This window comes from Actinokineospora pegani, assembly GCF_009745975.1.
In the GTDB taxonomy this organism is placed as follows: domain Bacteria; phylum Actinomycetota; class Actinomycetes; order Mycobacteriales; family Pseudonocardiaceae; genus Actinokineospora; species Actinokineospora pegani.
In genome coordinates this window covers 21,499-47,537 of sequence record NZ_WHOL01000107.1, presented here as the reverse complement: position 1 = coordinate 47,537, position 26,039 = coordinate 21,499, and the positions used below count along the sequence as shown (strand labels likewise).

32 protein-coding genes and 2 riboswitches are annotated in these 26,039 nt (G+C 73.8%); of the genes, 11 read left to right on the top strand and 21 right to left on the bottom strand.

Annotation, left to right across the window (positions count from 1 at the left end):
* Nucleotides 1-33 precede the first annotated feature (33 nt).
* Together GCL84_RS20210 and GCL84_RS20205 are read right to left on the bottom strand one after the other, a co-directional pair.
* Nucleotides 34-1,137, bottom strand: a complete 1,104-nt coding sequence (locus GCL84_RS20210) for an LLM class flavin-dependent oxidoreductase (RefSeq protein ID WP_156757089.1) — start codon at nucleotides 1,135-1,137, stop codon at nucleotides 34-36.
* Nucleotides 1,138-1,280: 143 nt separating this feature from the next.
* Complete coding sequence (locus GCL84_RS20205; protein WP_156757088.1) at nucleotides 1,281-2,102, bottom strand: helix-turn-helix domain-containing protein; 822 nt, start codon at nucleotides 2,100-2,102, stop codon at nucleotides 1,281-1,283.
* Nucleotides 2,103-2,227: 125 nt separating this feature from the next.
* On the opposite strand from GCL84_RS20205, the gene GCL84_RS20200 reads away from it, so the two are divergent.
* A complete protein-coding gene (locus tag GCL84_RS20200; protein ID WP_156757087.1) occupies nucleotides 2,228-2,926 on the top strand; it encodes an SDR family oxidoreductase in 699 nt (232 codons plus the stop codon).
* On the opposite strand, the gene GCL84_RS20195 is transcribed toward GCL84_RS20200, so the two are convergent.
* Nucleotides 2,857-3,576: a class I SAM-dependent methyltransferase gene (locus tag GCL84_RS20195; protein WP_156757086.1), complete on the bottom strand. Its 720-nt coding sequence runs from the start codon at nucleotides 3,574-3,576 to the stop codon at nucleotides 2,857-2,859. The two genes, GCL84_RS20200 and GCL84_RS20195, sit on opposite strands and share 70 nt — an antisense overlap.
* Nucleotides 3,577-3,751: 175 nt before the next feature.
* On the opposite strand from GCL84_RS20195, the gene GCL84_RS20190 reads away from it, so the two are divergent.
* Complete coding sequence (locus tag GCL84_RS20190) at nucleotides 3,752-4,519, top strand: SDR family NAD(P)-dependent oxidoreductase (RefSeq protein WP_156757085.1); 768 nt, start codon at nucleotides 3,752-3,754, stop codon at nucleotides 4,517-4,519.
* Between the two features lie 224 nt (nucleotides 4,520-4,743).
* Here the strand turns inward: GCL84_RS20190 and GCL84_RS20185 are convergent, their stop codons facing one another.
* The 3 genes from GCL84_RS20185 to GCL84_RS20175 form a co-directional block, all read right to left on the bottom strand.
* The gene (locus tag GCL84_RS20185; protein ID WP_156757084.1) at nucleotides 4,744-5,214 is read right to left on the bottom strand and encodes a hypothetical protein; all 471 of its coding nucleotides are present in this window, start codon (nucleotides 5,212-5,214) and stop codon (nucleotides 4,744-4,746) included.
* A gap of 63 nt (nucleotides 5,215-5,277) precedes the next feature.
* Complete coding sequence (locus GCL84_RS20180; RefSeq protein WP_197523385.1) at nucleotides 5,278-5,991, bottom strand: winged helix-turn-helix transcriptional regulator; 714 nt, start codon at nucleotides 5,989-5,991, stop codon at nucleotides 5,278-5,280.
* A gap of 67 nt (nucleotides 5,992-6,058) precedes the next feature.
* On the bottom strand, nucleotides 6,059-6,760 hold the full coding sequence (locus GCL84_RS20175; RefSeq protein ID WP_156757082.1) for a response regulator transcription factor: 702 nt from the start codon (nucleotides 6,758-6,760) through the stop codon (nucleotides 6,059-6,061).
* Nucleotides 6,761-6,872: 112 nt separating this feature from the next.
* Here GCL84_RS20175 and GCL84_RS20170 point away from each other — a divergent pair, with 112 nt between their 5' ends.
* From GCL84_RS20170 to GCL84_RS20160, 3 genes are all read left to right on the top strand, one after another.
* Entirely contained in the window at nucleotides 6,873-7,244 is a 372-nt protein-coding gene (locus tag GCL84_RS20170; protein ID WP_156757081.1) for a hypothetical protein, read from the top strand.
* A 163-nt stretch (nucleotides 7,245-7,407) separates the two neighbouring features.
* Nucleotides 7,408-7,980: a winged helix-turn-helix domain-containing protein gene (locus GCL84_RS20165; RefSeq protein WP_156757080.1), complete on the top strand. Its 573-nt coding sequence runs from the start codon at nucleotides 7,408-7,410 to the stop codon at nucleotides 7,978-7,980.
* Nucleotides 7,977-9,230: an MFS transporter gene (locus GCL84_RS20160; RefSeq protein ID WP_156757079.1), complete on the top strand. Its 1,254-nt coding sequence runs from the start codon at nucleotides 7,977-7,979 to the stop codon at nucleotides 9,228-9,230. Before GCL84_RS20165 ends, GCL84_RS20160 begins: the two co-directional genes overlap by 4 nt.
* Here the strand turns inward: GCL84_RS20160 and GCL84_RS20155 are convergent.
* A complete protein-coding gene (locus GCL84_RS20155; RefSeq protein ID WP_156757078.1) occupies nucleotides 9,208-9,708 on the bottom strand; it encodes a hypothetical protein in 501 nt (166 codons plus the stop codon). The genes GCL84_RS20160 and GCL84_RS20155 overlap by 23 nt on opposite strands.
* Nucleotides 9,709-9,836: 128 nt before the next feature.
* Nucleotides 9,837-10,151 carry a DMT family transporter gene (locus GCL84_RS20150; protein ID WP_156757077.1) on the bottom strand — a complete coding sequence of 105 codons (315 nt, stop codon included), beginning with the start codon at nucleotides 10,149-10,151 and terminating at the stop codon, nucleotides 9,837-9,839.
* 32 nt (nucleotides 10,152-10,183) lie between these two features.
* Nucleotides 10,184-10,246: riboswitch (guanidine-III (ykkC-III) riboswitch) on the bottom strand.
* A gap of 95 nt (nucleotides 10,247-10,341) precedes the next feature.
* Here GCL84_RS20150 and GCL84_RS20145 point away from each other — a divergent pair.
* The 3 genes from GCL84_RS20145 to GCL84_RS20135 are packed head-to-tail and all read left to right on the top strand — an operon-like array spanning nucleotide 10,342 to nucleotide 11,952.
* On the top strand, nucleotides 10,342-10,695 hold the full coding sequence (locus tag GCL84_RS20145) for a metalloregulator ArsR/SmtB family transcription factor (protein WP_156757076.1): 354 nt from the start codon (nucleotides 10,342-10,344) through the stop codon (nucleotides 10,693-10,695).
* Entirely contained in the window at nucleotides 10,692-11,183 is a 492-nt protein-coding gene (locus GCL84_RS20140) for an SRPBCC family protein (RefSeq protein ID WP_156757075.1), read from the top strand. The genes GCL84_RS20145 and GCL84_RS20140 overlap by 4 nt, the downstream gene beginning before the upstream one ends.
* Complete coding sequence (locus GCL84_RS20135) at nucleotides 11,176-11,952, top strand: crotonase/enoyl-CoA hydratase family protein (protein WP_197523384.1); 777 nt, start codon at nucleotides 11,176-11,178, stop codon at nucleotides 11,950-11,952. The genes GCL84_RS20140 and GCL84_RS20135 overlap by 8 nt, the downstream gene beginning before the upstream one ends.
* Before the next feature lie 5 nt (nucleotides 11,953-11,957).
* On the opposite strand, the gene GCL84_RS30680 is transcribed toward GCL84_RS20135, so the two are convergent.
* Nucleotides 11,958-12,506, bottom strand: coding sequence for a DUF732 domain-containing protein (locus tag GCL84_RS30680; RefSeq protein ID WP_156757073.1), 549 nt, complete (start codon nucleotides 12,504-12,506; stop codon nucleotides 11,958-11,960).
* A 176-nt stretch (nucleotides 12,507-12,682) separates the two neighbouring features.
* Here GCL84_RS30680 and GCL84_RS20125 point away from each other — a divergent pair, with 176 nt between their 5' ends.
* Both GCL84_RS20125 and GCL84_RS20120 read left to right on the top strand, forming a co-directional pair.
* Nucleotides 12,683-13,180 carry a pyridoxamine 5'-phosphate oxidase family protein gene (locus GCL84_RS20125; RefSeq protein ID WP_156757072.1) on the top strand — a complete coding sequence of 166 codons (498 nt, stop codon included), beginning with the start codon at nucleotides 12,683-12,685 and terminating at the stop codon, nucleotides 13,178-13,180.
* 170 nt (nucleotides 13,181-13,350) lie between these two features.
* On the top strand, nucleotides 13,351-14,487 hold the full coding sequence (locus GCL84_RS20120) for an AI-2E family transporter (RefSeq protein WP_156757071.1): 1,137 nt from the start codon (nucleotides 13,351-13,353) through the stop codon (nucleotides 14,485-14,487).
* Here GCL84_RS20120 and GCL84_RS20115 read toward each other — a convergent pair.
* From GCL84_RS20115 to GCL84_RS20080, 8 genes are all read right to left on the bottom strand, one after another.
* A complete protein-coding gene (locus GCL84_RS20115) occupies nucleotides 14,484-15,005 on the bottom strand; it encodes an EF-hand domain-containing protein (protein ID WP_156757070.1) in 522 nt (173 codons plus the stop codon). The genes GCL84_RS20120 and GCL84_RS20115 overlap by 4 nt on opposite strands.
* Before the next feature lie 197 nt (nucleotides 15,006-15,202).
* Complete coding sequence (locus tag GCL84_RS20110) at nucleotides 15,203-15,496, bottom strand: hypothetical protein (protein ID WP_156757069.1); 294 nt, start codon at nucleotides 15,494-15,496, stop codon at nucleotides 15,203-15,205.
* Between the two features lie 201 nt (nucleotides 15,497-15,697).
* On the bottom strand, nucleotides 15,698-16,012 hold the full coding sequence (locus GCL84_RS20105; protein WP_156757068.1) for a YkvA family protein: 315 nt from the start codon (nucleotides 16,010-16,012) through the stop codon (nucleotides 15,698-15,700).
* A 43-nt stretch (nucleotides 16,013-16,055) separates the two neighbouring features.
* A complete protein-coding gene (locus tag GCL84_RS20100; RefSeq protein WP_156757067.1) occupies nucleotides 16,056-17,081 on the bottom strand; it encodes an ABC transporter substrate-binding protein in 1,026 nt (341 codons plus the stop codon).
* Complete coding sequence (locus tag GCL84_RS20095; RefSeq protein ID WP_235926494.1) at nucleotides 17,078-17,848, bottom strand: ABC transporter ATP-binding protein; 771 nt, start codon at nucleotides 17,846-17,848, stop codon at nucleotides 17,078-17,080. The genes GCL84_RS20100 and GCL84_RS20095 overlap by 4 nt, the downstream gene beginning before the upstream one ends.
* Complete coding sequence (locus GCL84_RS20090) at nucleotides 17,845-18,870, bottom strand: FecCD family ABC transporter permease (protein WP_156757066.1); 1,026 nt, start codon at nucleotides 18,868-18,870, stop codon at nucleotides 17,845-17,847. The genes GCL84_RS20095 and GCL84_RS20090 overlap by 4 nt, the downstream gene beginning before the upstream one ends.
* 66 nt (nucleotides 18,871-18,936) lie before the next feature.
* Nucleotides 18,937-19,055, bottom strand: a riboswitch (cobalamin riboswitch).
* Nucleotides 19,056-19,136: 81 nt separating this feature from the next.
* A complete protein-coding gene (locus tag GCL84_RS20085) occupies nucleotides 19,137-19,481 on the bottom strand; it encodes a hypothetical protein (protein WP_156757065.1) in 345 nt (114 codons plus the stop codon).
* 48 nt (nucleotides 19,482-19,529) lie between these two features.
* Nucleotides 19,530-19,835, bottom strand: coding sequence for a hypothetical protein (locus tag GCL84_RS20080; RefSeq protein WP_156757064.1), 306 nt, complete (start codon nucleotides 19,833-19,835; stop codon nucleotides 19,530-19,532).
* 134 nt (nucleotides 19,836-19,969) lie between these two features.
* Here GCL84_RS20080 and GCL84_RS20075 point away from each other — a divergent pair, with 134 nt between their 5' ends.
* Nucleotides 19,970-21,268, top strand: coding sequence for an MFS transporter (locus GCL84_RS20075; protein WP_156757063.1), 1,299 nt, complete (start codon nucleotides 19,970-19,972; stop codon nucleotides 21,266-21,268).
* Here GCL84_RS20075 and GCL84_RS20070 read toward each other — a convergent pair.
* Genes GCL84_RS20070 through GCL84_RS20055 form a run of 4 tightly spaced genes read right to left on the bottom strand, consistent with a single transcriptional unit; the run spans nucleotide 21,210 to nucleotide 26,039 of the window.
* Nucleotides 21,210-22,436 (bottom strand): MFS transporter, encoded by a 1,227-nt coding sequence (locus GCL84_RS20070; RefSeq protein ID WP_235926491.1) that lies wholly within the window; start codon nucleotides 22,434-22,436, stop codon nucleotides 21,210-21,212. The genes GCL84_RS20075 and GCL84_RS20070 overlap by 59 nt on opposite strands.
* The gene (locus GCL84_RS20065; RefSeq protein WP_156757061.1) at nucleotides 22,433-23,605 is read right to left on the bottom strand and encodes a cytochrome P450; all 1,173 of its coding nucleotides are present in this window, start codon (nucleotides 23,603-23,605) and stop codon (nucleotides 22,433-22,435) included. The genes GCL84_RS20070 and GCL84_RS20065 overlap by 4 nt, the downstream gene beginning before the upstream one ends.
* Nucleotides 23,602-24,606 (bottom strand): ketoacyl-ACP synthase III family protein, encoded by a 1,005-nt coding sequence (locus tag GCL84_RS20060; RefSeq protein WP_156757060.1) that lies wholly within the window; start codon nucleotides 24,604-24,606, stop codon nucleotides 23,602-23,604. The genes GCL84_RS20065 and GCL84_RS20060 overlap by 4 nt, the downstream gene beginning before the upstream one ends.
* The gene (locus tag GCL84_RS20055) at nucleotides 24,603-26,039 is read right to left on the bottom strand and encodes an acyl-CoA reductase (protein ID WP_156757059.1); all 1,437 of its coding nucleotides are present in this window, start codon (nucleotides 26,037-26,039) and stop codon (nucleotides 24,603-24,605) included. The genes GCL84_RS20060 and GCL84_RS20055 overlap by 4 nt, the downstream gene beginning before the upstream one ends.

Below are 26,039 nucleotides of genomic sequence, written 5' to 3'. Positions count from 1 at the left end.
CCACGACCTGGGCTCCGGCGGTGGTGCGCCGCCTTACGACGCGGCGACTTCCTGGTCCACGGGCTGGGCGTTGGCGGCGGCGAGCAGCGACGCGTGGGTGGGCGCGTCCGGCACGTGCGCGGGCTTGAGCGCGGCGAACTCGCGGCGCAGCACCGGCACGATCTCGCCGAGCAGGTCGAGCTGCTCGAGCACGGTCTTGAGCGGCAGGCCTGCGTGGTCGATGAGGAACAGTTGGCGCTGGTAGTCGCCGACGTAGTCGCGGAAGCCCAGGGTGCGCTCGATGACCTGCTGCGGGCTGCCCACGGTCAGCGGCGTCTCCCGGCTGAAGTCCTCCAGCGACGGTCCGTGCCCGTAGACGGGCGCGTTGTCGAAGTACGGCCGGAACTCGCGCACCGCGTCCTGGCTGTTCGCGCGCATGAACACCTGTCCGCCGAGGCCGACGATGGCCTGGTCGGCGGAGCCGTGGCCGTGGTGCTCGAACCGGCCGCGGTAGAACTCGACCATCCGCTGGGTGTGCTCCTTGGGCCAGAAGATGTGGTTGTGGAAGAACCCGTCGCCGTAGAAGGCCGCCTGCTCGGCGATCTCCGGGCTGCGGATCGAACCGTGCCAGACGAAGGGCGCGACGCCGTCGAGCGGGCGCGGGGTCGAGGTGAAGCCCTGTAGCGGCGTGCGGAACTTGCCCGACCAGTCGACCACGTCCTCGCGCCACAGCCTGCGCAGCAGCGCGTAGTTCTCGATCGCCAGCTCGATGCCGGTGCGGATGTCCTGCCCGAACCACGGGTAGACCGGTCCGGTGTTTCCCCGGCCCATCATCAGGTCGACCCGCCCCCCGGACAGGTGCTGCAGCATCGCGTAGTCCTCGGCGATCTTCACCGGGTCGTTGGTGGTGATCAGCGTCGTGGCCGTCGACAGGCGCAGCCGCGTGGTCTGGCCAGCGATGTAGCCGAGAGTGGTGGTCGGCGAGGACGAGACGAACGGCGGGTTGTGGTGCTCCCCGAGCGCGAAGACGTCCAGCCCCACCTCCTCGGCCTTCTTGGCGATGGCGACGATGGCCTTGACCCGCTCCGCCTCGGAGGGCGCGCGGCCGTTCGTCGGGTCGGTCGTGATGTCGCTGACCGAGAAGATGCCGAACTGCATGGGACGCTCCAGGTCGTTCCGGGCCGGGGTGTCCGACCAATATAGTTGAAGGTGCAATTACAACTCGTTCAACCCCTGTGTTCCCCAGAAATTCCCGTGGTGACCCACGCCGGGTCCGCTGGGGTGTCGTGTGCGGGGCGGGCTCAGCCCTGTGCCCTCGTGGCGGCGAGGGTGCCGAGCAGGGCCAGGCCCTGGGCCGAGGGCGATCCCGGCTCCGCGTGGTAGACGACGAGTTGCTGGCCGGGGGCGGCGCGGACGTCGAAGGTGTGGACGCGCAGGTCCAGTGGGCCGACCTCGGGGTGGTGGAACGCCTTGCGTTCGAGTGTCTTGCCGCGGGCGGCGTGCTGGGACCAGAGGCGGGTGAACTCGGGGCTGCGCCGCTGGGCCAGGGCCAGGACCTCGCGCAGGCGGGGGTCGTCGGGCATGGCGCCGTGCAGCATCCGGAAGCCCGCGACGGTGTTGGCGGCGATGGTGGTCCAGTCGGCGTACAGCGCCCGGGTCGCGGGGTCCAGGAAGACGTCGAGCAGCAGGTTCCTCGGGCCGGTGAAGGTGAACAGGGCCGTGCCGAGGTGGTTGGCGGCCAGGACGTCGTAGGCGCGGCCGAGGACGAGCGCGGGCTGGTGCGCCCAGGCGGCCATCAGCTCGCGCAGCTCCGGGGCGACGCGTTCCGACGCGGCCGGGCGCGGGCGGGGGCGGGCGCCCGCGAGGTCGAGCAGGTGCAGGCGGGCGTCGTCATCGAGGCGCAGGACGTCGGCCAGGGCGTCGAGGACCTGGGTGGAGGGGGAGCGCTCGCGGCCCTGTTCGAGGCGGATGTAGTAGTCGGCGCTCATCCCGGCCAGCAGCGCGACCTCCTCCCGGCGCAACCCGGGAACCCGTCGCGTCCCGGACACGGGGAGGCCGACGTCGCCGGGCAGGACGCGGGCGCGGCAGGCGGTGAGGTACTCCCCCAGCGGTGTGCTGGCCATGCCGTCGAGTCTAGGGCGGTCACCGGCCGTGTGGGTGGGTGCGCCACTCCCACGAAGACGGCGTCCTGCCGCGCCCCCACCTCGACCTCCTACAACGGATGGGGACACCCGACGGAGGAGAGAACATGGGCAAGACAGCACTGGTCACCGGCGCGAGCAGCGGCATCGGCCGGGCGGTGGCCCGCAAGCTGGCCGCCGACGGCTACCGCGTGATCGGCGCCGCCCGGCGTGTCGGCCTGCTGCGCGAGCTCGACGGCGTCGAGCCGTGCGAGCTCGACGTCACCGACCGGGACGCCGTGCGCGCGGCCGTGGACGGGATCGTCGAGCGGCACGGCTCGATCGACGTGGTGGTGGCCAACGCCGGGGTGATGCCGCTGTCGCGGCTGGACGCCGGGCTCGTCCACGAGTGGGACCGGATGATCGACGTCAACGTGCGCGGGCTGCTGCACACGGTCGCCGCGGCCCTGCCGCACTTCACCCGCCAGGACCGCGGCCACCTCGTCACGGTGGCCTCGGTCGGCGCGCACGAGGTGGTCCCGACCTCGGCGGTGTACTCCGGGACGAAGTTCGCGGCGTGGGCGATCACCGAGGGCCTGCGGCTGGAGTCGCCGCCGACCCTGCGGGTCACCACCGTGTCCCCGGGCGTGGTGGAGAGCGAACTGGCGGACTCGATCACCGACCCGGGCGCGCGCGCGGCGATGGCGGCCTACCGCGAGCACGCCATCGCCCCGACCGCCATCGCCGACGCGGTGGCCTACGCGTTGACCCAGCCCGACTCGGTCGACGTCAACGAGATCGTCGTGCGCCCGGTCCAGCAGCGCTGAGCGGTCTCGCGCCGCCGGAGCAGGAACCCGTGCTCGTGCAGCGAGGCCAGCCCGAACTTCGCCACCATCCGGTGCTCGGGCAGCGCGTCGACGAACACGTGCTCCACCTCGAAGTCCTCCCCGAACCGGCTGACCACCTCGGCGGGCCCGAGGGAGAACGGCGGGGTGGGCAACAGCGGCGAGTACTCGAGCGTGTTGAGGAAGTACGCCGTCCCCGGCCGGGTCAGCCGGAGCAGGGCGTCGGTGTAGGTCCTCCGCATGTCCTCGGGGAACGCGATGAGCGAGGCCCGGTCGAACACCACGTCGACCGGGCCGACCTCCTGCGCGGTCAACGTGAACAGGTCCTGGTTCCGCAGCACGATGTTCCCCGCCCGGAACACCCCCGGGGCCTCCTCGACCGCGGTGAGCCCGTTCTCGGCGAAGAACTGCGCCACGGCCTCGGAGACCAACTCGACGCCGACCACCTCCTCGGCGTGCTCGGCGAAGAACACCAGGTCCTTCGTCTTGCCGCACAACGGGACCAGCACCCGCGCCCCGGCCAGCAGCCCGCTGTCGGCGAGGTGGCGCGCGTGCCGGTGCACGGTGGGCAGGTGGAAGCTGGTCTTGGCACCACCTGCACGCCAAGAGTCAAACCAGAAGTCGGGTTCCACCGGGATCAGCCTCTCCAGGTACGCGATCGCCTCAGTACGGTGGTCATCGCACTGACTCCCCGGACCGTGACGGGGCCGGGCAAGCGCGACCCGAACACCGTGCCCCCCGCCTCGTTCGGCTCAAAGCGCGGATGGGCACCGGGGATCGCGTCGGCCGAACCGCTACCGTGCGGGAATGGGAACGCGGCGGGGCGTGCTGGTGACCGGGGCCTCCCGGGGGATCGGTCGGGCGGTGGCGGAGGCGTTCGCGGCCCTGGGCGACCGGGTCGCGGTGCACTACGGGGCCAACCGGGCGGACGCGGCGGCGGCGCTGGCCGCGCTCGACGGGACGGGCCACGTCCTCGTCGGCGGCGACCTCGGGGACCCGGCGGCGGCGCAGCGGGTCGTCGCGGCGGCGGTGGCCGGGCTCGGCGCGGTCGACGTGCTGGTCAACAACGCCGCGGTCGCGCCGTCCCCGGACAACCGGCACGGGGTGGCCGAGGTGTCCTACGCGGACTGGACCGCGGCGTGGCGGCGGATGGTGGACGTGAACCTGCTCGGGCCCGCGAACACCACCTGGGCGGTGGCCCGGCACCTGATCGGGCGCGGCGCGCCGGGCGCGGTGGTCAACGTCGGGTCGCGCGGGGCCTACCGGGGCGAGCCGGAGTTCCCCGCCTACGGGGCGAGCAAGGCCGCGCTGCACGCCTTCGGCCAGTCGATGGCCGTGGCGTTGGCCCCGCACGGGATCGCGGTGGCCTCGGTGGCCCCGGGGTTCGTGGCCACCGAGCGCCAGGAGGGCAAGCTCGCGGGCGCCGGGGGCGACGTGCTGCGCGGGCAGAGCCCGTTCGGCCGGGTCGGGACGCCGCAGGAGGTCGCCGCGGCGGTGGTGCACCTGGCCGACCCGGGGTCGGTGTGGGCGTCAGGGGCCGTCCTCGACCTCAACGGCGCCTCGCACCTGCGGTAGCGGGCCCGCGCCCGGCTCCGAGACCAGGGTGGCCTCGCCGCCGTGGCGCCGCACGACGCCGCTCGACGATGGTCAGACCCGCGCCGTGCGGCTCGCGGGGGTGCGGGCCGAACACCACGGCCTGGCCCACGGCGGCGAGGTGGGCGGTGACCGCTACGGCGTTGACGGGCACCCGTCGGCGACGACGCCGCGGCCACGAACAGGCAGGGCCCGGCGGCCGTCCATCAGACCAGCTCAGCCAGGTCGGGCAGCGGTTCGGCGCGGGCGAGCGCCAGCAGGCCCAACGCGTCCCGCACCCCGATGCCGGGGCGCAGCGCCGACGCGCGGCTGTCGGTGGTGACCCCCACCGTGGCGCCCGCCGCCAGGGACGGGAGCTGCCTGAGCAGCGGGTGCGCGGCGACGGCGACGCCGAGCGCGAACGGCTCCGGCGCGGCCGCGGCCAGTTCCAGGCGCAGCAGCGGCCCGTCCGGGGACAGCACCGACCAGCGGGCCGGGCGGTCGAGCAGGCGCACGTTCTCCCCCGTGCCCAGCCTGGTCAGCAGCGCCGGACCGCCCGGGGCGGCGGCCAGCGCGGCGTCCGGCAGCACGAACGCGTAGACCGGCCACGTCCCGACGTGCGCGTCGGGGTCGTCGGCGCGGGGCACCAGGATGTGCGCGGCGGCGGCGAACACGACGGCGGGGACGGTGTCCAGCATGGTCCCAGCGTGCTGCGGCCACGTTGACCGGTCCCGGTCGAGCACTTTGCGGTTATGTGACGATCAGCGCGCGCGGACCGGGCTCGACGGCGCGTACGGGGCGGCGCCGATCCAGGCGATCACGTCGCGCACGGCGTGCGGGCTGCCGCTGAGCCGGATCGCGCCGTCGCGGATGGCCGCCAGCCAGTCCCGCCTGCCCTGCCAGACGGCGGCGAGCGCGGCGGTGGAGCAGTCCAGCCTGGTCTCGACGGGCAGCCGGGGCTCGGTGGTGGTCGCGGTGGCGGCCTCCGGGCCGAACACCAGCCACCAGCGGCGCGGACCGGTCGTCTCGGTGAGGCCGACGGCCACCGCGACCGGGTGCTCGGGCAGCGCGTCGCGGTCGACGCCGCGGCAGATGTCGCGCAGCAGCAGCGCGGGGTCCAGGTCGTCGGAGCGGGGACCGGGCAGGTGGTCGGCGCCCCAGCGGCCCAGCGCGTCGATGACCGGCCGCAGCGCCCGCCCCGACCGGGTCAGCGCCCAGCTCCCGCCCGCGGCGGTGACCACGCCGTGCTCGGCGAGCGCGCGCAGCCGCTTGCGGACCAGGCCCGCCGACGCGCCGGGCAGCCACCCCGCCAGCTCCTCCGGGGGGCCGTCGGCGTGCAGCAGCTCGCGGACGACGAGCAGCGTCCACGGGTCGCCGAGCACCTCCAGCGCCGCCGCCTCCGGGCCGTGGTGGTGGTATCGGGTCATGTCCCCACCCAACCGGCCGACCGGGCGGCCGGGTACCGCTGTGGACATGACGGGATCATGACGGTCTCGTTGAGCGGTCGTCGAGAAGCACGGCGGGACCTCCCCGGAACACGACCTAGTCGACATCTAGGCGGTAGCCCAGCCCCCGCACGGTCACCACGATCTCCGGTGCGGAGGGGTCGCGCTCGATCTTGGTGCGCAGCCTGCGGATGTGCACGTCCACGATGCGCTCGTCGCCGAAGAACCCGCGGTCCCAGACCCGCTCCAGCAGCGCCGGCCTGCTCAGCACCCGGCCGGGGTGCTCGGCGAGCTCGCACAGCAGCCGGAACTCGGTCAGCGTGAGGTGCACCTGCTCGTCGCCCCGGTGGACGGACCCCGCCGCCGCGGACAGCACCAGCCGGGGGTCGCCGGAGCGCAGCACCTTCTCCTCGGGGGCGTCCGGCGGGCTCGCGCTCGCGCGCCTGCGCAGGGCGCGCAGCCGGGCGGTGATCTCCTTGATCTGGAACGGCTTGGTCACGTAGTCGTCGGCCCCGGCCTCGAGCGCGGCCACCACGTCGTGGGTGTCCACCCTGGCACTGACCACGATGATGGGGACGTTGCTGCCCGCGCGCACCCGGCGGATGCAGGTGAACCCGTCCATCTCGCCCAGCATCAGGTCCACGACCATCAGGTCGGGGTCGCCGCGGGCGGCCAGGAGGTCCAGCGCGGCCTCCCCGCTCGGCGCCTCGTCCACCGTGTAGCCCTCGTCCTCCAGCGCCAGGCGCAGCGCCGTGCGGACCCGGTCATCATCCTCGACGATCAGCAATCGTGAGCCCACCCGGTCATGCTGTCAAACCGGGCCGCCGGGCCCGGGTGACGGCCGTACACCGTCACCCGATCGCAAAGTGCCGGAACGCGCGGTGTCAACAGGCGGGGTGCACGCTGGGGGCGTGCCGACCACCACGCGCGGACGCTCCGCGGCGGGCGCGGCCAGGACCCTCGCCGGGTGCTGGCTGCTGGCCTACGCCTGGGTCGGCGACTACGGCGGGCCCGGTCCGGTGGACGCCGCGGTCGGGGACGCGGTGTGCGGCAGCGCGCTGTTGGCCCTGGTCGGGCTGCGGGTGCTCGGGCTGATCAGCCCCGCGACGACTGAACTGTGCTCCGGGCTGGTCGGGGTCGCGCTGGTGCTCGCCCCCCTGCTGCTGGACTACGGCTTCGGCGCGGACTCGACCCTGGCGACGTGCGTCGACGCGGTGATCGGCGCGGTGCTGGTCGGGGCGGCGCTGCGCGGGTCGGGCCGTCCGGCTGAGACAAGCGGGTAGGTCCGCGCCCCGGCAGCCGGGGCAGCCGCGGGCCGAGTTCGTCCACTGCGGACAGGGCACGAACAACGACGACGACCACCACCCCCGTGGCGGACCCCGTCCGAGCCCGGCGCCCACAACGGGACTCTTGTGCACAACTTCTGTGCACAGTTATTGTGCACGCATGCCTGACCATCTCCACCTCGACGGCGCGGCGCTGCGGGTCCTCGCCCACCCGCTGCGCTCCCGACTGCTCACCGAACTGCGCGTGCACGGCGCCGCCACCGCCACCGACCTGGCCAAGCGGCTCGACACCAACACCGGGGCCACCAGCTACCACCTGCGCAAACTGGCGGAGGTCGACCTGGTCGCCGAGACCGGGGAGGGTACTGGCAAGCAGCGCTTCTGGGCGGCCGCGCAGACCTCGCACGGGTGGAACGACTCCGAGTTCGCCGACGACCCCGACGCGGCAGCCGCGGCGGGGTGGTTGCGGCAGCACTACTGGGGCATGTTCAACGAGAAGATGGCGCGCTGGGAGCAGGAGCGCCCGCGGTGGCCCGCGGAGTGGGGCGACGCGGCGCACTTCTCGGATTCGCTGGTGACCATGGACGCCAACCAGCTCAACGACCTGATGGACGAACTGGAGGAGGTCGTCGCCCGGCACCGGCAGCGGGCGATCGACTCCCCCGCGCCGGGCGCGCGGCAGGTGACCGTGCTGCTCAACGCCATGCCGACGAATCCCGACCAACGGCCGTGACCGTCGCCCAAGCACGCAGGCGCTACCTGGTCCTGCTGGCCCTGCGCTGGTTCCCCGTCGGCTTGTCGCTCCCGCTCACCGTCCTGCTGCCGCTCGACCGGGGTCTGACGTTGGCCGAGGTCGGGCTCGCCGCATCGTTGCAGGGGTTGCTCGTCCTGCTGCTGGAACTGCCCACGGGCGGGCTGTCGGACTCGTGGGGACGGCGGCCGGTGTTGATCGCCGCCGCGGGGGTCGCCGTGGTGGCGACGGCGGTGCTGGTGGTCGCCGACTCGTTCTGGATGTTCGCGGTCGTCTATGTACTGCAGGGCGTCTACCGCGCGCTCGACAGTGGACCGCTGGACTCGTGGTACGTGGACGCGGTGCTGACCGGAGACCCCGGCGCGCGGTTGGAGAAGGGGCTGAGCGAGGGTGGGGCGGCGCTCGGCGTGGCGATCGCCGCCGGGGCACTGCTCAGCGGTGGGATCGTCGCCTGGGTCGATGTGCCGGGGGTGCCTGCCCTGGTCGTGCCCATCGCGCTGGCCCTGGTCGTGCAGCTCGCCGGGCTGGTGGCGATCGCGCTGCTGGTCCACGAGCCGCCGCACCCGGACGGCAAGCGCGCCCTGCGGGCGTCGTTGCGGCAGGTCCCGGCGGTGATCGCGGGCGGGGTGCGGCTGGTCCGCCGGTCCCGGGTGCTGCTCGCGCTGCTGGCGGTCGAGCTGAGCTGGGGCTTCGGCTTGGTGGCGTTCGAGTCGCTGCTGCCGGTCCGGCTCACCGAGCAGGTCGGCGACCGGGAGACGGCGGCGGCGATCACCGGACCGGCCAGTTCGGCGGCGTGGTTGGCCTCCGCGCTGGGTGCGGCGCTGATCCCGTTGGCGACCAGCCGGTTCGGTGTCGCACGGACAGCGGTCTCGTTGCGGCTCCTGCAAGGACTCAGCGTTGTCGGGATGGGTCTGCTCGCCGGACCAGCCGGGGCCATCGCGGGCTACCTCGCCGCGTACGTCGTGCACGGCGCGGCCAACCCGGTGCACATGGCGCTGCTGCACCGGGAGGTCGACAGTGGACAGAGGACGACCATCCTGTCCATGAACTCGATGGTCGCCCAACCAGCCGGTTCGCTGGGCCTGATCGCGCTCACCGCGATCGCGGGCGGGTGGTCGGCCAGCGCCGCGCTGGTGGTCGGCGCGGTGGTCCTGGCCGCCGCGGCTCCGCTGTACCTGCCCGCCCTTCGGGCCGAGTCCGCCCAGGAGGTCAGCCGCCCGTCACCGACGTGACGCTGACGACCTTGTTGATGTCGTACGGGAACGAGATGCGGAACGGCACCACCCCGTCCGAGTTCAGCATCCCGAACGTCGCTGTGGCCGCCTGCGCGCCCGGCTCGTCCGGGTCGGCGACATCGATGTGGACGTTCGCCGGGTTGGCGGCGTCCACGAGGACCTGGTCGTTCTCCGAGCCGACCCGCGCCGGGACGCTGTCGCCGCCCACCGGGAAGCCACCCGGCTGGTAGAAGATCAGGTCCTGCGGGAACCCGGTCAGGACGCAGTCCTGGCCCTCGGCCGCCGTGAACGTGATGGCGAACCGCTCGAGCGCCGGGTCCGGCGAGTCGACCCGGCTCGACGCCGCGGTCACCTCACCCGCCTGGCAGGTGTTGGTGTCGGTGGGGTTCGCCTGCGCGGCCCCCGCCGCCACCAGCGCCCCGCCCATGGCGACAGCCCCAGCGGCCACGACCCCGACCACTCGCTTCGTGTTCATGCGTCCTCCCCTTCGCGATCGGTTGTTCCGGACTCACAGGAGGAGGTACCCAGCGACGGCCGGATCTCGCGCGGAAGTGAGATTGCCCCTCCGCGGGCAACCCCGAACACGCCCAGACGTCCCACGCCTCAGTGGACGAGCTTCAACCCCACTACCCCGGTCACGATGAGGACGAGGCACAGAAGCCTTGCCGCGGAGGCGGAGTCGTCCAGGACGACCATGCCGTAGACGGCGGCCCCGACCGCCCCGATCCCCACCCACACGGCATATCCCGTGCCCACGGGGATGGTGCGCAGGGCATAGGCCAAGCCGGTCATGCTCACCACGAGCGCCCCGCCGAACACGAGACTCGGCACCAGCCGGGTGAACCCCCGGGACGCGCCCAACGCGACGGCCCACACGGTCTCGAAGAAGCCGGACAGGACGAGCACGATCCACGCCATGACAACACCTTTCGCAGCAATGAACTTCCATCACTGCGCCGTCTTGTCCTGACCGGGTACGGCGCGCTCGTCCGGGACCGCGAAACGCGGTCACCCCGACGCTACCCCCGGCCAACCGTCAGCGCACCCGCCCGACCGGGCGGAGTCGGACCGCTCGACAAACCCGTAACCCATCAGTTACGCTTCCTGTGTGGACGACGTGGCGGGCGCGATCGCGGACGAGGTGCGGCGGGAGATCCTCACGCTCCTGCGCGCGGGTCCGCTGCCCGCGGGTGAGATCGCCGGGCGCTTCACCATCAGCAGGCCCGCCGTGTCCCGGCACCTGCGGGTGCTGCGCGACAGCGGTCTCGTGCGCGACGAACTGGTGGGCAGGCAGCGGATCTACACGCTCGTGCCGGAGCGGTTCACCGAGCTCGCGGGCTGGATCGCCCGGTTCACCCGGCCCTCGGGCTGGGAGCAGCGTCTCGACGCGCTGGCCACCGAAGTGCACCGCACCCGGCGAGACCGCTCGCGCGGGACCGACCGACAGGAGAACACCGCATGAACCCGACGGGCAAGATCCTGCGCACCCCGGCTGGGCTCGACCTGGAGCTGGTCCGCTCCTACCGGGCGCCGATCGACGACGTGTGGGCCAGCGTCACCGAGCCCGAGCGCACCGCGCGCTGGTTCGGCCCGTGGGAGGGCGAGGCGGCGCCGGGGGCGGTCATCAAGGTCCAGATGGCGTTCGAGGACGACACGCCCTGGGGCGAGATGACCGTCGTCGCCTGCGAGCCGCCGCGCAGGCTGGCCGTGTCGATGGTCGACGAGCACGGGAGCTGGCACCTGGAGCTGCTGCTCAGCGAGCGGGCGGGGACCACCGAGCTGCGGTTCGTCCACCACCTCGAGGACGAGAAGAACGTGCCGGGCACCGGCGCGGGCTGGGAGTACTACCTCGACCGGCTCACCGCCGCGCGCGAGGGCACGCCCATGCCCGACTTCGCCGACTACTACCCGGCGATGCGGCCCTACTTCGAGGATCAGCTCCGTGGCTGACGTGCGGGTCGAGGTCGACGGGGTCGTCACGACCATCTGGCTGGACCGTCCCGATCGCCGCAACGCCGTGGACCGGGGCATGGCCGCGGAGCTGCTGGCGGCCTTCGAGGACTTCGAGCGCGACGCGGGGCAGCGGGTCGCGGTGCTGGCGGGCACGGGTGGGACGTTCTGCGCCGGCGCGGACCTCACCGCCGTCGACGACCCGGAGCGGCGCAACGAGATCGATGGCGAGGGCGGGCCGATGGGGCCCACGCGCATGGCGCTGGGCAAGCCGGTGATCGCGGCGGTGAGCGGGTACGCGGTGGCGGGCGGGCTGGAACTGGCGCTGCTGGCCGACCTGCGCGTGGTCGAGCGGGACGCGGTCCTCGGCGTGTTCTGCCGCCGCTGGGGCGTCCCGCTGATCGACGGCGGGACCGCCCGGCTGCCCCGCGTCGTCGGCCTGGGCCGCGCGCTGGACCTGATCCTGACCGGCCGCCCGGTGGACGCCGCGGAGGCCCTGGCGATGGGTTTGGCCAACCGGGTCGTCGAACCGGGTGCGGCGGTCCGCGCGGCCCGCGAGTTGGCGAGCCAGATCGCCGCGTTCCCCCAGCGGTGCGTTCTGGTCGACCGGGCGTCGACCTACGCCGGGCTGGACCTGCCGCTGGCCGAGGCCCTGGCGGCGGAGGGCGCGGCGGGCATCCCCGTCGTGGCCGGGGAGGGCGCGGCCGGGGCGGCCCGGTTCAGCGCGGGCGCCGGTCGGCACGGGAGCTTCGGGGCGGACCAGGCCTGAGCCGGTCAGCAGATGTGGCGCTCGGCCGCCGCGACCATCGCCTCGGAGCGCGCGGGGGTGTACTCCTCGCCGAGGTTGCCCACGTTGGACACCATGGTCGCCCGGGGCGCGCCCTGCGCCAGCGACTTGCAGATCCCCTGGGCGATGAGCACCTCGGCGTCGCCGGTGGGGCCGATGGGAACGCCCGCCGCGCCGATCTCCTGGAGGTAGGCCTCGCGCTTGGGGTCCTGGGCCAGGGGGCGGGTGTAGCCGGGGATGGTCGTGGAGGTGGGGACGGCCCGGGGGGCCTCCGGGGGCGCCTCGGCGACACCGGGGGTGGTGGCCTTGCCCGCCCCGGGGGCCCCGGGAGCGCCGGGGGTGCTGGTGGCGGCGACGTCCGGGGCGGTGGTCGCCGTGGTCGACGGGGGCGGCGGAGCCGTGGTCGCGGTGGACGACGCGGACGGCGGTGTGGTCCGCGGCGCGTCCTCCGCGGCGCCCCCGTCATCGGAGCCGCACGCCGCGAGCGCGAGCAACGCCGCGCCGACCACGGCGCGCACCAGGGGACGAGCCCGCATCACGTGACCTCCTCGTCATGATCGAGGGCCCGACCGTACCCCTACCGGATGACCTGATCCACCCCGCTCAGCCAGAACCGCGCCAGGCTCGCCACCCGCTGACAACTCCCCGTGACCCGGTGCTCACCAGATACGAGAAATGATTGTCGCCCACCCGAGCCGGGCACTCGGTCGCCATGACCGACAACAACAACACCGACGAGACGACCGCCGTCGCGAAGCTGCTCTCGGACCAGCGGATCGGCATGCTCGCGACCCGCGACGAGGACGGCGACCTGGTCAGCAGGCCGATGGCCCACCAGGACGTCGACTTCGACGGCTCCCTGTGGTTCTTCGCCGAGCGGGGCTCGCGCAAGGTCGCGCACATCCGGCGCGACCCGCGGGTGCTGGTCGCCTACTCCTCGACCGGCACCTGGGTCTCGCTGCGCGGCCGGGCCACGGTCGTCGACGACCAGAGCGAGATCCACGCCCTGTGGAACTCCGCGGCGGAGGCCTGGCTGCCCGAGGGACCGGACTCCCCCGAGGCGGTCCTGATCCGCGTGGACGCCGAGTCCGCCGAGTACTGGGACACCCCCGGCAGCAAGGTCGCGACCGCGGTGGCGTTCCTCAAGTCCAAGGTCCGCGGCGAGCGCCCCGACATCGGCGAGCACGGCAAGGTCGAGCTCAAGGGCTGATCAGCCCCAGAACGCCGCCGCTGGTCCGGCGGCCCGCACGTCGGGCAAAGGACAGCCGGACGCCGTGGCCGGGAGGACGTCGGTGTGGCTGATGCCGCGCGGTCGCGCGGTGAACCCGTCTGCACAACGTCGAGTCTGCGGCACTTCTTGGGGCTCTCTATGCTGAGCCCGTGCCACGACGGGTGAACGCTGCGAAGACCAAGACCGCGCTGCGCTCGTCGGCCCGGGTCAGCCTCGACGTCCTGCTCATCGTGCTGCTGGCGGGCGCGACCCTGTGGCTGGTGGGCCGCATGTGGTCGATCGTGTGGCCGCTGGTGATCGCCCTGCTGATCACCACCCTCACCTGGCCGGTCGCCCGCTTCCTGCGCGCGCACGGGTGGAAGCCCGCGCTGGCGGCCTCGGCGGTGACCGTGCTGTTCCTGCTGCTCGCGGCGGGCACGATCACCCTGATCGTGGTTCCGGTGGCCAGCCAGTCCGCCGAGTTGGCCGAGGGCGTCGTCGACGGGGTGCAGCAGATCCGCCAGTGGGCCTCCGGTCCACCGCTCAACATCCGCGACGACCAGGTCACCGCGGGGCTGGACATGGCCGTCGACCGCATCCAGGACAGCGTCGGCAGCATCATCACCGCCACCGTGACCGGCGTCGGCACCGTGGCCAACGGCCTGGTCACCACCGTCCTGGCGCTGTTCCTGATGTTCTTCTTCCTCAAGGACGGCCCGCGCTTCCTGCCCTGGCTGACCCAGCAGCTGCCCGGCCGCCTGGCCTCGGACGTCCCGATCGTCGCCGAGCGCTGCTGGGTGACCCTCGGCTCGTTCGTCCGGTCCCAGGCGATCGTCGGCCTGCTGGACGCGGTGTTCATCGGCATCGGCCTGTGGTTGGTCGGCGTGCCCCTGGTGCTCCCGCTGGCCGTGCTGACCTTCGTCGCCGCCTTCGTCCCCATCGTCGGCGCCCTGTTCGCGGGCTTCGTGGCGGTGTTGATCGCCCTGGTCTTCAACGGCCCGATCCAGGCCTTGATCGTGCTGGCGATCATCATCGTCGTGCAGCAACTGGAAGGGAACGTCTTCCAGCCCATGCTGCAGAGCCGCGGTCTCGGCCTGCACGCGGCCGTGGTGCTGCTCGCGGTGACCCTCGGCGGCACCCTGGCGGGCATCGTCGGCAGCCTCTTGGCCGTCCCGGCGACCGCCTTGATCGGCGTGGTGTGGGCCTACCTCCGCGACCAGGTGAGCGAGGAGGTGCTGGACGCTGTGGAACCCGTTGAGGACGCCACCCCCGAACCCGCGCCCGACCCGGAGCAGCCGAACCGCTAGGCCGCGCTGAACAGGTGGGCGCCGGGGGCGTCCTCGTCGTCCCCGGCCCAGAACTCCGCCCAGTGGCCGATGAACTCCGGCTTGGAGATCCAGCCGTCGCCGTCGGTGTCCAGGCGGGCGAAGACCGCTTCGGGGGCTGATTCCCGGCCGGTCCACGCACCGATCATGCGGCCGTACTCGGCCGCCGACACCCGCCCGTCGCCGTCTTCGTCCACCGCCTCGAACATCGACTCGGCCGTGGCCCGCACCAGGTGCAGCATCGAGCCCAGGTTGTCGACCACGGCCAGCACCTCCTCCACCGTCACCCGCTGGTCGCGGTTGGTGTCGGAGGCCTCCAGCAGGACCTGCCACCAGCCCATCATGATCTCGCGCAGCCGCTGCGCCCCGACCGTGCCCCGGATGCTGGTCCACCGGTCGGTCAGCGCCTCGAAGTCCGCGCGCTCGAGGAATCCGTCGCCGTTGTCGTCCATCGCGGTGAACACGATGGACATCTTCTTCCGCTGCAGTTCGCTGGCCATGCCGGTAAAGATGGCTGAGCGCGTCAGGCGCGGCAATCCGCCGGCCGGGCACCGCATCGCACGGGCGAGTGAACGCCACCGTAACGGACGGTGTCGCCGGGCCGCGTCTCGTGAGCCGCTGTCCGCGATGGCCGCACCGGATGTTGTGGACACCGGCGCCCGACCCGGCGTGCGGGCACACCGGGTCGGGGGGCGGGTCAGTTGCCGAAGAACCGTCCGACGACGCCCTGCACGGCCGCGCCCGGGTCGGACACGGCGTCCTGCGCCTGGCCCACGTAGCCCTGTCCGGCCTCTGCCGCGCCCGCGGCCTGCTCGGTGGCGCCGCCCGCGAACTCGGTCGCCTGGTCGGTGGCCGTCCCGGCGAGGTCGGTGGCCGCCCCGGTGGCCTCCTGGGCCTGGTCAGCGACCCCCGAGACGGCGCCGGAAGCCTGGTCGGTCACGCCCCCGAGCAGTTCGGTGGCCTTGTCCTTGAACATGTCGAAGATGCTCATCGGGTCCCTTCGTCTGATCAACGTCCCCGAGAGAACGCACGACCTGTCCGATTTGTGCCCGAACCAGCCAGATCAACCCGATCGGGCCAATTCCTCGGAGAGTCTGCCGTGCATGGCGGCGCTGTGGCCGTCGAGGATGAATTGCCGCGCGCGGCGAACCTGGCGGTGATGGCGTCGAGCGCGGCGACCGAGGACGCGGACCTACCCGGCCGCGTCCCGGGGGCCATCCGACGGCGTGACGGGCCGGCGTTTCTTGCGCAGGGTGGTGGAGATGTAGAGGAACGCGCCCAGCAGGACGCCGACGTCGTCGAGGTAGATCGGGTCGGGGAGGGCGTCGATGGGGAAGACGGTGTAGACCAGGGAGCCCCAGAAGGCGAACTTGGCCGGGAACGGGGTGTCCGGGCTGCGCAGGAAGCGGTACTTGCGCACCAGCAGCACGATGAGGACGACGGCGCCGATCCCGACGGCGACCAGGAGGATGCCCCCGACGAGCCAGGGGACGTTCACGTCGCTCATGGGTGGCTCCAGATCGCGGTGGGGACCGACGCCGTCAACGCTACTACCCCACCTCGTCGTCGGCGCGGGGCTCGATCTCGGAGGCGGGGACCAGGTTCCACTTCTCCAGGGCGGCGCGGACCTGCTCGGCGGCGTCGATGTTGAGCGGGGAGCTGGTCCACAGGGCGTAGGGCAGGTTCAGGAAGCGCCGTTCCTCGACCGCGGGCAGCTCGGAGATGCCGGGGCGGCTGGTGAGCAGCTCGACCTTCTGCCGGAAGGTTTGCGGCGGGTAGTCGACGAACAGGAAAGCGGCCGGGTTGGCCGCGGCCACGCGCTCCCAGGACACGGCCGTCCAGGTGTCGTCGAGGTCGGCCAACGCGTTGCGGGCGCCCGCGGCGTCGAGGATGGCGTGCGGGGCGCCGAAGCGGCCGCTGGAGTAGACGGTGTCGCTGGCGCTGTCGAACAGGAACACCGTCGGCGGGGTGGCCGCCCGCGGGGCCGCGCGCAGGGCGGCGAGGCGGGTGTCGAGGTCGGCGAGCACCTCGTCGGCCTTGGGCTTGGTGGCGGTGATCGTGCCCAGGTTGGCCAGGTCGGTGCGCAGGGCCTCCCACGGGTCGACGACGCCACGGGCCTTCTCGCCGTCGGTCTGCCTGCAGCTCTCGGTGAGGATGTAGGGGGCGATGCCCTGGGCGCGCAGGGTGTCGGGGGTGAGCCCCTTCTCCTCGCTGTAGCCGTAGTTCCACCCGGCGACCATGACGTCCGGGTTCTGCGCGACGACGGTCTCCTTGGCCGGGTACTCGGGCGCGACCTGCTTGAGCGCGTCCACGGCGGCGCCGTAGTGCGCGCGCAGGGTCGGGGCGTCGCGCTGCAGGCTGGACACGGCGGCGACCCGGTCCTGGGCGCCGAGGGCCAGCACCATCGCGATCATGTTGCCGTCGTTGACGAACAGGCGCTGGGCGGGCGCGGGGAACTCGCCCTCCTCGCCGCAGTTGGTGACCGTGGTCTTGGCGGCCGCGGGCTCCGCGGTCGGCGCCGTCCCGCAGGCGGTGAGCGCCAGGGCGCAGGCGAGCAGGGCTGGGATGCGGTTCACAGGTCCTCCAGGGACATGAGCAGGTGCGTCCGGCCGGTGGCCGGGTCGGTCACGGGGGTGGCGGTGACGCCGAACGCCGAGCGCACGACGTCGGGGGCGAGCGCCTCGGCCGGGGGCAGCGCGGTGGTGGTCCGCCCGCCGTGGACGACGACGAGGCGGTCGCAGGTCGCCACCGCCAGGGACAGGTCGTGCAGCGCGACGACGACGGTCCGGCCGAGGCCGCGCAGCAGGTGGGCGAAGTGCAGTTGGTGGCGCACGTCGAGGTGGTTGGTCGGCTCGTCGAGCACCAGGACGGGGCTGGCCTGGGCCAGTCCCCTGGCCAGCGACACCCGGCGCCGCTCGCCGCCGGAGAGGTCCTCCACCGGCCGCCGGGCCAGGTCGGACAGCCCGACGGCGGCGAGCGCGCCGTGGACGACGGGCAGGTCGGCGGCGTCGGTGTCCCAGGGCGCGGTGTGGGGGACGCGGCCGAGGGCGACGGCCTCCTCGACGAGCAGCCCGGACGGCAGGTCTTCCTCCTGGCCGACGAACGCCACCCGCCGCGCCCGTGCGCGGGCGGGCAGCCGGTGCAGGTCCTCCCCCGCCACCAGCACCCGGCCGACCGGGGGCTTGGCGATGCCCGCCAGCGCGCGCAACAGCGTCGACTTGCCGCTGCCGTTGGGGCCGACGACGCCGACGACCTGCCCGGCCGCGACGTCGAAGGTGACGTCCGTGAGCACGGTCCGGCGGCCGACGGCGCAGGTCAGCGCCGCCACCTCGAGGCCGCTCACGAGCCGAACCGGTAGCGGCGCCTGCCCAGCAGGGCGAGGAAGGCCGGGGCGCCGATGAGCCCGGAGACCACGCTCAGCGGGATCTCCGTCGGCCGCACGGCGATGCGGGTGACCACGTCGACCCACACCAGGAACAGCGCCCCGAGCACGGCCGCGACCGGCAGCAGCGAGCGGTGCCGCGGCCCGACGAGCAGCCGGGCGGCGTGCGGGACGACCAGCCCGACGAACCCGATGCCGCCGGAGACCGCGACCAGCACGCCGACCAGCACCCCCAGCGCCACGAACAGGGTGATCCGCACCTGCCGCACCGGGACGCCGACCGCCGAGGCGGTCTCCGGCCCGATCAGCAGCGCGTCGAGCCACCGGCTGCCCAGCAACATCAGCACCCCGACCACCGCCACGGCGGTGGCCGGGAGGACGAGCTGCTGCCACCCCGCGCCCGCGAGGCTGCCCAGCAGCCAGAACAGCACCGACTGCGCCGCGGCCGGGTCGGGGCTGCGGAAGACCAGGTAGCTGGCCAGCGCGGAGAACGCCGAGCCGAGCACGGTCCCGGTCAGCACCAGCCGCAGCGGTGTCAGCCCGCCCTGGACGGTGGCCACGCCGAACACGACCAGCGCCGCCGCCAGCGCCCCGACGAGCGCGCCCGCGGTCAGGGCGTAGATCCCGGCGGAGGCGAACAGCCCCATGGTGAGCACCGCCGAGGCGCCGACCCCGGCGCCGGAGGACACGCCGAGCAGGTACGGGTCGGCGAGCGGGTTGCGCACCAGGGTCTGCATGCCCACGCCCGCCAGCGCCAGCCCGGCGCCCACCAGGACGGCGAGCAGCACCCGGGGGGCGCGGAACTGCCAGACGATCGTGTCCGAGGCCAGGTCCGTGGTGACGCAGCCGCAGGCGCGGGCCCACAGCACCCTGGCGACCGAGCCGAGGGGGAGCTGCTCCGCGCCGAAGGCGGTGGACACCACGATGCTCAGGCCGAGCAGCACCGCCAGGACGAGGACGGTGGCGCCGACGCGCAACCTCACCGGGGAGGCGCCGGGCAGCGGGAACCGCGGTCGTCGACCATCAGCATCTCCTCGTGGCTGGCGCGGCCTGGGTGCACAGCGACAGCAAGAGGTCTGGCTCCCGATCGTCGTCAACGACCGGTCACAGTGGCGCGACCGCTCCGGTTTCCCACCGGATTCCCTCGACTGTCGGCGACAGCATAAGCACGCGCCCGCGTCCGCCCCATACCCCGTCGCCCCGGTTCACGGTCCGTGATGGCACGAGCACCGCCGGGGACCCGGTTCGGTCAGGGGACCTGGGACGACAGCGCGAGGAGCACGAAGAGGACCAGGCCCACGACCATGAGGCTGAACACGAGGCCCACCAGTCCCGCGATACCGGCGCCGCGGGCGGCCGACCGGGTGGGCTCGGGCAGGAACCGGCCCCAGCCGAAGCCGACGAGCGCGGCCGTCAGCGAGACGGCGGTGTGGGCGGCGAAGTACCCGCCCGCGTCCCAGCCCGCGGCGGCGAGCGCGCCCCCCGAGTTGGCGATCAGCAGCGCCACTTGCGGTGCGGCCCCCACCAGGAACCCGGTGGCGGTCGACCGGGTGGACGGCGTCGGGGCGAGGTGGTGAACGGCGGTGGTTTCCACTGCCTCAGCGTCGCAGTGCGGGGGCGGTGGTCACATCCGCAGGACTACTCAACCGCGGTGTGGCAGGTTCGCGATCCCGACGGCCATCATGACCGCCAGCACGACCGCGAGGACGAGTCCGCCCAGCGCGACGCCCAGCGAGAAGCGGCGGACCCCGTGCGCCGGGGCCAGCGCGCCCAGCAGGCCGGCGACGACCGCGCCGACCGGGATGCCCGCCAGGACCGGGAACGCGTTCCCGGTCCCCGCCCTGGACTCGGCGAACCGCAGAACCAGGACCGCGAGCCAGACCACCACGACGACGGCGAACCCCGCGCCCGTCGTGGCCGTGTCTCGGTGCTTGCCGCGGACGTCCATGTGACCAGTCTGACAGGGGTTGGCCGAGTCGGCGGGGTCAGCGGCAGATGCCCCCGGACTGGGGTGGGCGACTCGGCCACCATGGTTGAATACACCCGGTTTGTTACTTTTGCCCATTTCAAGGAGGGCACGGCGTGTCGGGGAGCTCCACGGCGCGGACGCCCAGGCGGGTGGCGTTCGCGAGCGCGATCGGGACGACGATCGAGTGGTACGACTTCTACCTCTACGCCACGGCCTCGGCGCTGGTGTTCAACAAGCTGTTCTTCTCCTCGGTCGACCCGGCGACGGGGACGCTGGCGGCGTTCGCGACGTTCGCCGCCGGGTTCGGCGCGCGGCCGATCGGCGCGGTGGTCGCCGGGCACCTCGGCGACCGGATCGGGCGCAAGGCCGTCCTGGTCGGGGCGCTGCTGCTGATGGGCGGCGCCAGCACGCTGATCGGCCTGCTGCCCACCTACGCGACGATCGGCGTGCTCGCCCCGACGCTGCTGGTCGTCCTGCGCACGTTGCAGGGGCTCGCGGTCGGCGCGGAGTGGGGCGGCGCGGCGATCCTGTCCGTCGAGCACGCGCCGCCGGGCAGGCGCGGCTGGTTCGGCGGCTTCACCCAGATCGGCTCCCCGGCGGGCATGCTGCTGGCGACGGGCGTGTTCTGGGCCACGCGGACGGCGGCCGGGCCCGAGGCGTTCCTGGCGTGGGCGTGGCGGCTGCCCTTCCTGCTCAGCATCGTCCTGGTCGGCGTCGGCCTGGCGGTGCGGTTGCGGTTGCAGGACGCCCCGGAGTTCCAGCGGCTGCGCGACAGCGACGGGGTCGCCCGCCTGCCGGTCCTGGAGGTGCTGCGCGCGGCGCCGGTCCCGGTCCTGCTGACGACGGGTCTGCGGCTGTCGCAGATCGGCCTCTACGTCATGCTCACCACCTACGGCCTCACCTACATCTCCACCAACCTCGGCGAGGACAGCGACGCCGGGCTGATCGCGGTGGTGGTGTCCTCGGCGCTCTCGATCGGCACGACGCTGGTGTGGGGCAGGCTCACGGACAAGTTCGGGCGCAAACGGCCCTACCTGTTCGGGGCCGTGGGCGCTGTCGCCGCGTTGGCCCTGTTCTTCCTCGCCGTCGACACCGGGTCCACTGTGCTCATCGTGCTGGCGATGGTGTTGGCCACGAGCGTGTTCTTCGACGCCATGGCGGCCGGGCAGCCCGCGTGGTTCTCCGAGCTGTTCCCGCTGCACCTGCGCTACAGCGGGGTGTCGCTGGGCTACCAGATCGGGTCGGTGCTCGCGGGCGGGTTCACGCCGCTGATCGCCGCGGCGCTGGTGCTGGCGGGCGACGGGCGGCCGTGGTGGGTGCTGCTGTACTACGCGGGCCTGGCGGCGGTGACGATCACGTGTGCGGCGCTGGCACGGGAGACGGCGTTCGAGGAGCGGCTCGACCGGGTCTGACCAGCAGGACCAGTCCCGCGCCGACGGCGGCGACCACCGCCAGCACGGTGAACAGCGACTCGACACCCGCCCCGGCCGCGACGAGCAGCCCGACGACCAGCGGCCCAGCGATCCCGCCGAGCCGCCCGAAGCCGGTGCACCAGGCCACGCCCGCCCCGCGCACGGCGGTGGGGAAGGTCGCGGTGGCCAGCCCGATCACCAGGATCTGCGTGCCGGTCGTGCCCAACCCCACGACCGCGACCAGCACCGGCACCACGGCGGCGGAGGGCTGCGAGCCCACCAGGACCATGCCCGCCGCGCCGAGCCCGAAGCAGCCCGCCACCACCCGCCGGGGGCCGAACCGCTCCGCCAGCGGCGAGGCCAGCAGCGCCCCGACGACCGCGCCGCCGTTGAGCACCAGCAGCAGCACCAGCGATCCGCGCGAGCCGAACCCGGCCCGCCCCATCAGCTCCGGCAGCCAGGTGCTCAGCGCGAACACCAGCAGCAACCCGATCCCGCTCACCACGCCGAGCACCACCGCGGGCAGCAGCGTCGGACCGGTGAACAACCCGGCGAACCCGGACCGCCCCCGCTCCCGTCCGCGCCACGCGGGCGACTCCGGCAACCGCCACCACGCCAGCGGCAGCAACGTCACCAGCGGCAGCGCCCCGATCCAGAACAGCCCCCGCCAGCCGATCGAGTCCAAGAAGGACAGCGCGGCGACCGTGCCCAGGACACTGCCGAGCGGGATGCCGCAGTACGCGACCGTCGTGCAGAGCTGCCTGCGCCCCGGCGGCGCCAGCTCGGACACCAGCACCCCGGTCGTGGCCACGACGACCCCGATCCCGACTCCGGTCACCAGCCGCCACGCCCCGAACGCCTGCGCCGACGAGGTCAGCGCGGTCGCGCCCATGCCCACGGAGAACCACGCGTACCCGCCCAGCAGCACCGGCCGCCGCCCCCACCGGTCCGACACCGCGCCCGCGGCCAGCGCGCCGATCAGCACCCCGATGAGGGCGTAGCTGCCCAGCGCCCCGGCCGTGGCGGGGGTCAGCGCCCCGATCTCGCCGGGCGAGCGCAGGAACAGCGGCACCAGCGCGCCGTAGACGACCAGGTCGTACCCGTCGAAGACCAGCCCGGCCGCGCACAGCGCGACCGGCCAGACCAGTCCATTCCGGCCGTTCCTCACCCGCCCCACCGCACCGGCAGGGCGGCGAGGTTGAGGTGGCGGCCGTTGGCGTAGTGCCGGTGCACGGGCCCGTCGAGGGTCATCGGCGGCGCGGCGGCCAGCTCGTCGAGCACGGCGACGATCTGCCTGCGGCCGAGCTGGGCACCCAGGCAGAAGTGGATGCCCTGGCCCAGTGACAGGTGCCGGGCCGCGCCCCGGTCGAGCCGGAACGCCTCCGGGTCGTCGAACTGCTCGGGGTCGCGGTTGGCCGCGCCGACGGCCAGGACCACCCGCGACCCGGCCGGGATCGTCGTGCGGCCCACCTCGACGTCGCGCGTGGTGAACCGGCTGCCGTGGTCGACGGGCGCGTCCAGCCGCAGCGACTCGTCGACGGCCGCCGGGCGGGCGCCCGGGTCCCGCGCGAGCCGGGCGGCCAGGTCCGGGTCCTGGGCCAGGCGCCAGAGCAGGTGCCCGGTGGTGTTCATCGTGGTCTCGTGCCCGGCGATGGCGAACGCGACGAGCATGACCCGCAACTGCTCGTCGGTGACCGGCGCGCCGTCGACCTCGGTGCGGACCAGCTCGGCCAGGTACGTGCCGTCGTGGTCGCGGCGGGCGCGGGCGATCTCGGCGTCGAGCAGGGCGGCGAACTGCGGCCAGAACTGCCCGCCGGTGGCCATCTTCGACCACGTGGTGCGGGTGAGCTCCAGGATCTCGCCGCGGGCGGTGTCGGAGAACCCGATGGTGGTGGCCAGCACCGCCAGCGGCAGCGTCGTCGTCAGCTCCGCCACCAGGTCCGCCGACCCGCGCGCCACCAGCGGCCGCACGATGTCGGCCGCCAACCGGTCGATGCGCGGCTCGACCGCGCGCACCGCCGCCGCGGCCAGCGCCGGGCGCATCAGCGAGCGGAACGCGGTGTGCTCGGGCGGGTCGTACTCCAGCGGCGCGAACCTGGGCTGGTCGGCGCCGCGCGGGAAGAACACGCCCTGCGCCGACGAGAACGACCCGTGGTCCTTGAGCGCGTCGAACACGTGCCGGTAGCGGGCCAGGACCCACACGCCGCCGTGCGCCGCGGAGTGCACGGGCTCGCCTGCCTCGCGCAGCCGCCGGTGGACGGCCGCGGCCACCTCGGGGGTGAACTCGGGGTCGTGGTGGTCGAAGCGCGCGACGAGGCGGTCCACGGTGTCGGTCATGCGGGTCGCTCCACGACCACGGCCGTCCAGGTGTACCCGCCGCCACCGTTGAAGACCGCGGCCCTCTCCCCCGGGCCGAGCAGGGTGGTCAGGTCGGCGAGGTTGGCGAGCAGGTCGCCCGCGCCCAGGTGCCCGGTGTGCTCGCCGCGGTCGAGGACCTCGGCGGTGGTGATCTCGCCGAACACCGGGCGGTACAGCTCGTAGGTCAACCGCCCGATCCGGGGCAGCAGCAGGTGGCGCAGGTCGTCGAGGGCGACGCCCGCGCGCTCGGCGGCCTCGGTGACGACCTGCTTGGCCTTGCCGGTGGCGGTCCCGGTGAACGCCTCGCGGGTGTGGGCGGCGAAGAACGCCTTCTTGGTGCGGGCCAGGTCGATCGGGGCGCCCTGGTCGTAGCGGCCGGTGCTGAACGGGTCGTCGCCGCGGTGCATGCCCTCCAGCTCCGGGGCCGAGGCGCTGGCGATCCCGAGCAGGCGCAGCGCGTCCGCAGGTCCGGGCGTGGCGGCCAGGACCATCGCGGTGCCCGCGTCGGCGTGCACCAGGCCGCGGTCGGAGCGCCAGCGGTCGAAGCCGGGCAGGCAGAACCGGTCGCCGGTGGTCACCACCGCCAGGCCGTCGGGGTGGGCGTGCAGCCAGCTCGCGGCGAGCTCGGTCGCGGCGGCCCCGCCGTTGGAGAGCTGCCGGACGCCGATGGGGAGCGCCTCGCCCGCGCCGACCTGGTCGGCGATGTAGTGCGGGGGCGACCACAGGTCGTGGCCCTGGTACTCGGTCCAGGCGTGCAGCAGCAGCCCGACCCGCGCGGGGTCCACACCGGACTCGGCCAGCGCGGCGCGGGCCGCGTTGACGGCGAGGACGGGACCGGGCAGGTCGGGTCCGGCGACCGGGACGGACGAGTAGCCGGAGCGCTCGACGTCCTGGTCGGTCATCCGGCCGTCGGCCAGGGCCTCGGCGAGGGTCTCGCGGGTGTCGGGCAGCCAGGTCGAGACGGCGCGGACGCAGATCACGGGCTTTCCTCACGGTGTGGCGGGAACACGATGTCGAGCGGGTCGGACCCGGCGGGCAGGTGCTCGTCGGTGACCCACCGGACCAGGCGGCGGGCGGGCTCGAACCCGTCCTGCGGCAGCGCCGGGTGCACGCTGACCGCGCAGCCCAGCTCGACCGTGCGCTGCACCCCGACCAGCGGGAGCACCTCGCGCAGCCGGTGGCGCAGGGCGGCCGGGTACACCCCGACGGTCTGGGTCGCGGCGTCGAGGTGCCGGGCGGCGTCCTCGGCGGTCTCGACGGGGACGATGTTGGCCACCCGCCCGGCCAGCGAGCCAGCGAAGTCGACCGGCTCGTCGAGGTGCGAGACGATCACCGCGCCCTCGTCGGCCCTGCCCCCGACGACGGTGTGGAAGCCGCTGGTGCGCAGCGCGCGCAGCCTGGCCCGCAGCTCGGTGTCGACCCGCCCGGCCGGGGTGGACACGGTGGGCGGCAGCGCTTGCAGCTCGGCGTGGACGCGGCGGGCGAGGTCCTGGGCGGCCCCGGTGTCGCACACGGCGTAGACGACCCGGGCGTTCACGCAGCCGACCTGGTTGAACGCGCCCACGTCCAGCGCGAGCCTGCGCGCGACGTCGTCGAGCGCGTCCGGCTCGAACGCCTCCGGACCGAGGACGGTCGCGCTCTGCTTGGGGTCGAAGGTGACCAGCTCCAGGCCCGGCCCCAGGTAGCGCGTGACGTGCTTGACCGAGGCCATCCCGCCCCAGGCCACGATCTTGTCGAACGCGGCCGGGTGGTAGAGCCGCCGTTCCAGCGCCTCGTCGCCGCCCTTCCAGTAGGCCACCGACACCGCGCGGGTCAGCGGGTGGCCGGGGGCCATGTCGATCATCGTGCGGGCCAGCGCGACCATCGTCAGCGGGTCGTTGGACGGGGTCTTGACGACCGCTTCGCCGCGCGTGACCGCCGTGCGGACCAGCGTCATGGCCGCGATCAACGGGCTGTTGCCCGCGATGATGTGCGCGGACCGCACACCGAACGCGCGCACCGCCCCGGTGCGACCGTCGGCCATCCGCCGCTCGGGCCAGCCGGTCAGCACGTCGCGGCCGATCGCGGCGACGACCTCCTCGGTGGCCTCGCGGGTGAACAGGCCGGGCAGCAGCCGGTAGTTCGAGCGGACCAGCCCCGGCGGGGTGTCGGCGAGCCCGGCCGACTGCTCGACCGCCTCGTCCAGGTGGCCGTTGTCGACGAGCCTGGCGCCCAGCTCGGCCAGGTAGTCGAGGATGTCATCGAGGTCGAGCGCGGCGAGTTCCCGGCTCAGCGCCAGGTTCCGCGTCCCGAGGCGCGGCACGACCGCGGCCGGGTCGGCGACGGCGAAACCGGTCTCGCCGCGGCCGCCGAACTCGACCAGCGGGCCCTCGACCAGCTCGCCGCGGACGACGGCGGGGACCGCTAGGGCCAT